This window comes from Thermus sp. NMX2.A1, from assembly GCF_000511705.1.
Classification (GTDB): Bacteria; Deinococcota; Deinococci; order Deinococcales; family Thermaceae; genus Thermus; species Thermus scotoductus.
Genome location: NZ_ATNI01000075.1, coordinates 42,962 through 50,151, shown reverse-complemented (window position 1 = coordinate 50,151; position 7,190 = coordinate 42,962). Strand labels below are relative to the sequence as shown.

Sequence of the window (7,190 nt, the reverse complement as noted above, 5' to 3'; positions counted from 1 at the left end):
GAACAGGTATAAACCTGCCCCGCTCGACTTGCATGTCTTAGGCACGCCGCCAGCGTTCACCCTGAGCCAGGATCAAACTCTCCAATAAAATTAACGCCCGAAGGCGTTGTTGGCTTCTTGGTGTTAGCCTCTGCTCTCCCCTTTTCAAGATCCCCCTGCTTGGGCTTTCGCCCGCGCAGCAAAAGCTATGCTATCAAGCCCCCTCCTTCTTGTCAACACCCCCCAGGCGCCGGATCTCCTCGATGAAGCGCTCCACGGAATCAAACTCCCGGTACACGGAGGCGAAGCGGATGTAGGCCACATGGTCCAGATCCCGTAAAAAGGCCATGGCCTTCAGGCCGATCTCCTCGGAGGTGATCTCCGGACCCGTCACCTGGTCCTCAAAGGTGTAGGCGAAGCGGCGGAGAACCTCCGGGTCCACGGGGCGCTTTTCGCACGCCAAAAGAAGCCCCCTCAGGAGCTTATCGGGGTTGAAGGGTTCCCTTCGGCCGTCCCGCTTCACCACCATCAAAGGCTCCAGCTGGGTGCGCTCGTAGGTGGTGAAGCGGCGGCCGCAGGCTGGGCACTCCCGGCGGCGGCGGATGGCCGCCCCCTCGTCGGAGGGGCGGGAGTCCACCACCCGGGTGTCGGGATGACCGCAGTAAGGGCACTTCATGGCACTTCCCTAAGGAGCTCGTAGATCTCGGGGGACGGGGGAGGCTCGGGAAGCTCCACCTCCAGCACCACCCCGCGCACCCCTTCGGAAACCATGGAACCCAGGCCCAGGGCCGCCCGGACCAAGGCTTGGTCGTAGGCTTCGGAAACCGGATCCCGGGAGGGCACCACCCCGTTCACCCGCACCCCGGGGAAGGTCCGGGTGACCCCCTCGATGAGCCCTTCCACCGCCCGGCGCACGGAAAGGGTATGGGGCTCTATGCGCACCGCCGGCGGCAGCACCAAGGTGACGAATCCACCCCCTGCCAGGTGGCGCAGACCCTGCTGGAGCACATACAGGCTGGACTTCACATCCTGGCTCATGAGGTCGTACCACTCCCCTTCCAGAAGCTCCACGAAGGGGGTCTTGCTCTCGGCGGTGGTCACGTGGACGATGCCGTCCAATAGCCCAAAAAGCTCTTCCACCTTTTCAAAGGTGCTGGTCACATCCAAAACCACGCTCATATCGCCCCGGATGGGGATGGCCGTGGCCCCCAAGGCCTCCACCTCCGAGGCCACGCTGGTGGCCAGCTCCACGTCGGGGTCCACGGCGATAACCGTGGCCCCGTTGCGCCCGTAGCCGTGGGCGATGGCCCGGCCGAAGCCCCTGCCGGCCCCGGTTACCATAACGATCCGCCCCTCGAGCCCCAAGATATCCCGTGACATCAGGCCCATTGTACGGGAAAATGAGGACATGGCCCGCATCCGCGTGGAAGAAGGGGACATCACCGAGTTCCGGGGGGATGCCATCGTCAACGCCGCCAACAACTATCTGAAGCTGGGCGCCGGGGTAGCGGGGGCCATCCTGAGGAAAGGAGGCCCCTCCATCCAGGAGGAATGCGACCGGATCGGGAAGATCCGGGTGGGGGAAGCCGCGGTCACGGGGGCGGGGAACCTGGGGGTGCGCTACGTGATCCACGCCGCCGTCCTGGGGGATGAGCCCGCCAGCTTGGAAAGCGTGCGCCAGGCCACCCGAAGCGCCCTGGAAAAGGCCGTGGAGCTAGGCCTAAGGACCGTGGCCTTTCCCCTTCTGGGCACCGGGGTGGGAGGGCTTCCCGTGGACCAGGTGGCCCAGGTGATGCTGGAGGAGATCAAGAAGGCCCCGGATACCCTCGAGGTCACCCTCTACGGCTACCGCAAGGAGGACGCCGAGGCCATCCGGAAAGCCCTTTGAGGCTACACCTTAAACATGCGAGGGCACTAGGGGGAACCTTCCTCCTGGGGTGGCGGGGGAGCCTCCTCCCGCCCAGAGGGAGGGGTGCTTCCGGGAGCGGCTGGGGCGGCTACCTTGGGGAAGTAATCCTTGGCCAGGGCCTCGAGGTCCTGGGCATCCACCTTGCCATCCCCGTTGCCATCCCCTTTTAGCTCCTTCCCCTCCTTGCCCCAGTTCTGGGCCAGTTGCAGGAGGTCGGCAAAGGGCCTGCCCCGCTTCAAAGCCTCCCCCAGGAGCTTCCCCTCCTTGTCGTAGAAGACCACCCGGGGGGAAAACCTGGGGGTAAGGGCCTTCTGCGGGGTGAGGAGGAGGCGGAAGGCCTCCTGGTCCTTTAGGGGTTTGGCGAAGGCCACATCCAGGCGCAAAAGCCCTGCCTCCGCATCGTAATCCAGGAGGTAGACGGGGCTCGCTACCTTCAGGCTGGCAAGATCCGGGCTCAGATCCTTTAGGGAAAGCTCCAGCTGGAAGCCCAGGGCCTCCCGCACCTCCACCCGGCCCAAGAGCAGGAAGGGCCCTTCCACCTGGGCCGGCGGGGCCACCAGGGTAAGCCTAGGCGGGGGTGGGTCGGACACCGTGAGGGTAAGCCGCTGGACCCGGCTGTTCTTGGCCCCGTCCTCCACGGTGAGGGTAAGGGGGAACTGGCCCTTCTCCCTGGGTACCCCGGTGATCCGCCCGCCCTGGAAGGCAAGGCCTTGGGGGAGTTTGCCCTCGAGGCTAAAGGTGTAGGGCCGCACCCCACCTTCGGCGCTGAAGGTGGCGGTGTAGGCCTCCCCCAGGTAGGCGGGAGGAAGGCTGGTGCTGGTGAGGCGCAGGGGTTCCATTCCCGCCCCCGTGGGGTCTTGGGTGCCACAGGCGGCCAGGAGGAGGAAGAGGGGCCAGAACTTCCGCATGGGTCCAGTCTAGCGGGTATAGTTGAAGGCATGATTAAGCCGGATTGGTGGATCCGGGAGATGGCCAAAAAGGGAATGATCGAGCCCTTTGAGGAAAGGCTGGTGCGGGAAGGGGTGATCAGCTACGGGCTTTCCAGCTTCGGCTACGACCTCCGCGCCGCCCCAGAGTGGAAGATCTTCACCAACGTCTTTTCCACGGTGGTGGATCCCAAGGGCTTTGACCCCAAAAGCTTCGTGGAGTACGAGGGCGAGGAGGTCATCATCCCCCCCAACTCCTTCGCCCTCACCCGGAGCATCGAGTACATTCGGATGCCGGAGAACGTGATCGCCATCGCCCTGGGCAAAAGCACCTATGCCCGTTGCGGCATCGTGGCCAACGTGACCCCTTTAGAGCCCGGCTGGGAGGGGCATGTTACCCTGGAGATCTCCAACACCACCCCCCTGCCCGCCAAGGTCTACGCCAACGAGGGCATCGTGCAGATCATCTTCCTCGAGGGCCCGCGGCCCGAAACCACCTATAAGGACCGCCGGGGCAAGTACCAAGGGCAGAAGGGCATCACCCTGCCCCGGGTGTAGGCTATGAAGGTGCGCCTCCTCTTCCTCGCCTTCCTTCTCCTCCTGGGCGCCTGCAAGGGTGAGAGCATGCAACCCCTTCCCTACCTTTCGGAAACACCGGTCCGATCCTTCAAGGCACCCCAAAAGGTGCTGGAAGACGACAAGGATTACTACGCCCGCCTGAAGACCACCAAGGGGGATATTCTTCTTGATCTCCTGGAGAAGGAGGCCCCCAACACGGTGAACTCCTTCGTCTTCCTGGCCCTCCACCGCTTCTTTGAGGGGGTGGTGTGGCACCGGGTCATCCCGGGCTTCGTGGCCCAGACAGGGGATCCCACGGGCACCGGCCGGGGTGGGCCCGGGTATAGCTTCGGGTTGGAGATCGCCCCCGGTTTGGCCTTCGACCGGGAGGGTATGGTGGGCATGGCCCGCACCCAGGACCCCAACTCCAACGGCAGCCAGTTCTTCATCACCCTGGCCCCCACCCCCCACCTCACCGGGCAGTACACCCTCTTCGCCAAGGTGGTGGAGGGCATGGAGGTGGTAAGGCGCCTTGCCCCCACGGAGGGCCCAGGCGCCACGGGGGAACGGGACAAGATCCTCAGCGTGGAGATCCTGGTCAAGGAATGATCCCCGAAGGCACCCGTTTTCTGCTTCCCCCCGAAGCCCGGCTCAAGGCCGAGCTTATGGCCCGGCTACGGGATCTCTTCCTCCGCCATGGGTATGAGCCCGTGGAACTCCCGGCCCTCGAGGTCTACGACCCCTCCCATCCCCTGGCGGAACGGGCCTTCAAGCTGGTGGACAAAACCGGGGAGGTCTTGGCCCTTAGGAGCGAGTTCACCACCCTTCTGGCCAAACTCCTAAGGCCCCACCTGGGGGAAGGAGTGGCCCGCTTCCAGTACGCCGGGGCCCTTTGGCTTAGGGAAGGGGATGCGGAACTCGGCCGCTACCGGGAGTACACCCAGGTGGGGCTGGAACTCATCGGGGCCACGGGCCCCCTGGCGGATGCCGAGATCCTCTCCCTGGTCTTCGCTGCCCTCGAGGCCCTGGGCCTGGAAGGGGAGGTGGAGGTGGGCCTTCCCAGCCTGGTGGGGGAGGTGCTCAAGGCCTCGGGCCTGCCGGAAGAGGCCCGCAAAGAAGCCCAGAGGGCCATCCATCGCAAGAACCTGCCCGAGCTCACCGAGCTCCTCTCCCGCCACCCGGTTTCCCCGGAGGCCCGGCGTACCCTCCTGGCCCTCCCCGACCTCTACGGGGGCATGGAGGTGCTGGCCGAGGCCAAGAGCCTCCCCCTCCCCGAAAGAGCCAGAAAGGCCCTGGAGGATCTGGAAAAGACCCTGGAACTTCTGGAAAGGCCCGTGCTTTTGGACCTGGGCATGGCCCGGCGCTACGAGTACTACTCGGGGGTCTTCTTCCGCGCCTACACCCCGGGGTTCGGCCTGCCCCTTTTAGGAGGCGGCCGGTACGACGGGGCCCTCCTCCCCAGGGCGGCGGGGTTCGCCATAGGGGTAGAGCGGGCCCTGGAGGCCCTAAAACCCCCCAGGGTGGACGTAAGCCCCGAGGTTTTGGCCCTGGACCTGAAGGCCCTTCGCCGCTTCGCCCGGGAAAAGCGGGTGGAGCTCTTCCACGGGGAAGACCCCGTGGCCTACGCCAAGGCCCGGGGCATCCCCTACCTGGCCCAAGGCGAGCGCATCTTTAAGGTGGAGGAGGCATGAAGCGCTTTGCCCTCACCATTGCCCTGCCCAAGGGGCGAATGTTTCAGGAGGCCTACGAGGCCTTAAGAAAAGCGGGGCTGGAACTCCCTTCCATAGAGAACCAGCGGGCTCTCCTCCACGGCAAGGAAGGAGGGATCGCCCTCCTGGAGCTTCGCAACAAGGATGTGCCCGTCTATGTGGACCTGGGGATCGCCGAGGTGGGGGTGGTGGGCAAGGATGTGCTTTTGGACTCGGGCCGGGACCTTTTCGAGCCGGTGGACCTCGGCTTCGGAGCCTGCCGCCTTTCCCTCATCCGGCGCCCCGGCGATACCTCCCCCATCCGGCGCATCGCCACCAAGTATCCCCTCTTCACCACCCGGCTCCTGAAGGAACGGGGCTGGGTGGCGGATGTGGTGGAGCTATCCGGAAACATCGAGCTGGCCGCGGTCACGGGCCTGGCGGATGCGGTGGTGGACGTGGTCCAGACCGGGGCCACCCTTAGGGCGGCGGGCCTTGTGGAGGTGGAGGTCCTGGCCCACTCCACCGCCCGCCTCGTAGTGAACCGGCAGGCCCTCAAGCTTAAACGCTCGCTTTTAAAGCCCCTGATCGCTAAGCTGAGAAACCGTGACGGAGGCCCGTAGACGCCGCATAGAGGAGGTCCTAAGGAGGCGCCAGCCCGACCTCACCGTTTTGCTGGAAAACGTGCACAAACCCCACAACCTCTCGGCCATCCTGAGGAGCTGCGATGCAGTGGGGGTCCTCGAGGCCCATGCGGTGAACCCCACCGGGGGCGTGCCCACCTTCAACGAGACCAGCGGGGGAAGCCACAAATGGGTCTACCTGCGGGTGCACCCCGACATCCAGACGGCCATCGGCCACCTGAGGGAGCGGGGCTTTCGGATCTACGCCACCGCCTTGCGGGAGGATGCCCTAGACTTCCGGGAGGTGGACTACACCCAGCCCACCGCCATCCTCCTGGGAGCGGAGAAATGGGGGGTTTCCCAGGAGGCCCTGGCCCTCGCCCATGGAGCCATAAAGATCCCCATGCTGGGCATGGTGCAGAGCCTGAACGTGAGCGTGGCGGCGGCGGTGATCCTCTTTGAGGCCCAAAGGCAAAGGTTAAAGGCGGGGCTTTACGAGCATCCCCGCCTGGACCCAGAGCTTTACCAAAGGGTCCTCGAGGACTGGCTCAGGAAGTGACGTAGGTAAGCCAGCCCTCGTACTCGGGCCGCAAGCCCCTGGCGGCCTCTAGGTAGACCTCCCGTAGCCTCAGGGCAATGGGCCCGGCGGTCCCCGAGCCAATGGGCCGCCAGTCGATCATGGAAACCGGGGTCACCTCGGCGGCGGTGCCGGTCATGAAGACCTCGTCGGCCATGTAGAGCTGGTCCCGGGTGGCCCGCACCACCTGGACCTCGTACCCGAGGTCCCTGGCGATGCGGATCACGGAATCCCGGGTGATCCCCTCCAGGTTCACCGAGTGCTCGAGGGCATAGATCACCCCGTCCCGCACGAAGAAGAGGTTTTCCCCGCTGCCCTCGGCCACATACCCCTCCTCGTCCAAAAGGAGCGCCTCGTCGGCGCCAGCCGCCACCGCTTCCATCTTGGCCAGGGCCGAGTTCACGTAGTTCCCTCCCACCTTGGCCTTGCCCGGCATCACGTTGGCGGGGAAGCGGGCCCAGGAGCTGGTGATGAGCTTGGCCCCCTTGCGCACCGCCTCCTCCCCCAGGTAGGCCCCCCACTCCCAGGCAGCCACCATCACCTCGGCGGGGTTGTTGGGCAGGGGGTTCACCCCCAAGGCTTTGGCCCCCATCCAGGCCAGGGGGCGGATGTAGCAGCTTTTGTAGCCGTTTCGCCGCACCACCTCCTTGATGGCCTCCTCGATCTCCTCCGGGGTGAAGGGGATCTCCATGCGCAGGACCTTGGCGGAGTTGAAAAAGCGCCGCACGTGCTCCTTTAGGCGGAAGATGGCCGCACCCTTGGGGGTTTCGTAGGCCCGTATACCCTCAAAGACGCTGGTCCCGTAGTGAAGGGCATGGCTTAGAACGCTGGTCTTGGCCTCCTCCTGGGGCAGAAGGGCCCCGTTCATCCAGATGAGACCGGCTTTGATATGAACATCCCCACCTTTAGCCTCGGGCTTCACCATGGCGA

10 protein-coding genes and 1 rRNA gene are annotated in these 7,190 nt (G+C 65.1%); 6 read left to right on the top strand and 5 right to left on the bottom strand.

All coding sequences use genetic code 11. From position 1 onward, the window contains the following. The 3 genes from TNMX_RS08935 to TNMX_RS08925 form a co-directional block, all read right to left on the bottom strand. Positions 1-88, bottom strand: a 16S ribosomal RNA gene (locus TNMX_RS08935); the annotation flags it as partial. Positions 89-193: 105 nt separating this feature from the next. Further along, on the bottom strand, positions 194-655 hold the full coding sequence (gene nrdR, locus TNMX_RS08930) for a transcriptional regulator NrdR (RefSeq protein ID WP_028494308.1): 462 nt from the start codon (positions 653-655) through the stop codon (positions 194-196). Next, the gene (locus tag TNMX_RS08925; protein WP_026329073.1) at positions 652-1,359 is read right to left on the bottom strand and encodes an SDR family NAD(P)-dependent oxidoreductase; all 708 of its coding nucleotides are present in this window, start codon (positions 1,357-1,359) and stop codon (positions 652-654) included. The genes nrdR and TNMX_RS08925 overlap by 4 nt, the downstream gene beginning before the upstream one ends. 28 nt (positions 1,360-1,387) lie before the next feature. Here TNMX_RS08925 and TNMX_RS08920 point away from each other — a divergent pair, with 28 nt between their 5' ends. Next, entirely contained in the window at positions 1,388-1,867 is a 480-nt protein-coding gene (locus tag TNMX_RS08920; RefSeq protein WP_015716558.1) for a macro domain-containing protein, read from the top strand. 26 nt (positions 1,868-1,893) lie between these two features. Here TNMX_RS08920 and TNMX_RS08915 read toward each other — a convergent pair whose 3' ends face one another. Then, entirely contained in the window at positions 1,894-2,796 is a 903-nt protein-coding gene (locus TNMX_RS08915) for a putative Ig domain-containing protein (RefSeq protein ID WP_038031394.1), read from the bottom strand. Between the two features lie 30 nt (positions 2,797-2,826). On the opposite strand from TNMX_RS08915, the gene dcd reads away from it, so the two are divergent. From dcd to trmH, 5 genes are read left to right on the top strand one after another with little or no spacing between them, the layout of a single operon-like run. Beyond that, on the top strand, positions 2,827-3,372 hold the full coding sequence (gene dcd, locus TNMX_RS08910) for a dCTP deaminase (protein ID WP_015716556.1): 546 nt from the start codon (positions 2,827-2,829) through the stop codon (positions 3,370-3,372). Between the two features lie 3 nt (positions 3,373-3,375). Then, on the top strand, positions 3,376-3,981 hold the full coding sequence (locus TNMX_RS08905; RefSeq protein ID WP_015716555.1) for a peptidylprolyl isomerase: 606 nt from the start codon (positions 3,376-3,378) through the stop codon (positions 3,979-3,981). Next, positions 3,978-5,063 (top strand): ATP phosphoribosyltransferase regulatory subunit, encoded by a 1,086-nt coding sequence (locus tag TNMX_RS08900; protein WP_038031391.1) that lies wholly within the window; start codon positions 3,978-3,980, stop codon positions 5,061-5,063. Before TNMX_RS08905 ends, TNMX_RS08900 begins: the two co-directional genes overlap by 4 nt. Then, complete coding sequence (hisG, locus tag TNMX_RS08895; RefSeq protein ID WP_038031388.1) at positions 5,060-5,683, top strand: ATP phosphoribosyltransferase; 624 nt, start codon at positions 5,060-5,062, stop codon at positions 5,681-5,683. Before TNMX_RS08900 ends, hisG begins: the two co-directional genes overlap by 4 nt. Next, the gene (gene trmH / locus TNMX_RS08890) at positions 5,667-6,242 is read left to right on the top strand and encodes a tRNA (guanosine(18)-2'-O)-methyltransferase TrmH (protein WP_038031384.1); all 576 of its coding nucleotides are present in this window, start codon (positions 5,667-5,669) and stop codon (positions 6,240-6,242) included. The genes hisG and trmH overlap by 17 nt, the downstream gene beginning before the upstream one ends. Here the strand turns inward: trmH and TNMX_RS08885 are convergent. Then, complete coding sequence (locus tag TNMX_RS08885; RefSeq protein WP_038031382.1) at positions 6,232-7,185, bottom strand: branched-chain amino acid transaminase; 954 nt, start codon at positions 7,183-7,185, stop codon at positions 6,232-6,234. The genes trmH and TNMX_RS08885 overlap by 11 nt on opposite strands. Positions 7,186-7,190: the final 5 nt, after the last annotated feature.

Bases quoted from the DNA above. Each gene is read 5' to 3' on its own strand.
- TNMX_RS08925 (WP_026329073.1), bottom strand. From the start codon at position 1,359: ATGTCACGGGATATCTTGGGGCTCGAGGGGCGGATCGTTATGGTAACC.
- hisG (WP_038031388.1), top strand. From the start codon at position 5,060: ATGAAGCGCTTTGCCCTCACCATTGCCCTGCCCAAGGGGCGAATGTTT.
- TNMX_RS08900 (WP_038031391.1), top strand. From the start codon at position 3,978: ATGATCCCCGAAGGCACCCGTTTTCTGCTTCCCCCCGAAGCCCGGCTC.
- nrdR (WP_028494308.1), bottom strand. From the start codon at position 655: ATGAAGTGCCCTTACTGCGGTCATCCCGACACCCGGGTGGTGGACTCC.
- dcd (WP_015716556.1), top strand. From the start codon at position 2,827: ATGATTAAGCCGGATTGGTGGATCCGGGAGATGGCCAAAAAGGGAATG.
- TNMX_RS08885 (WP_038031382.1), bottom strand. From the start codon at position 7,185: ATGGTGAAGCCCGAGGCTAAAGGTGGGGATGTTCATATCAAAGCCGGT.
- TNMX_RS08920 (WP_015716558.1), top strand. From the start codon at position 1,388: ATGGCCCGCATCCGCGTGGAAGAAGGGGACATCACCGAGTTCCGGGGG.
- TNMX_RS08915 (WP_038031394.1), bottom strand. From the start codon at position 2,796: ATGCGGAAGTTCTGGCCCCTCTTCCTCCTCCTGGCCGCCTGTGGCACC.
- TNMX_RS08905 (WP_015716555.1), top strand. From the start codon at position 3,376: ATGAAGGTGCGCCTCCTCTTCCTCGCCTTCCTTCTCCTCCTGGGCGCC.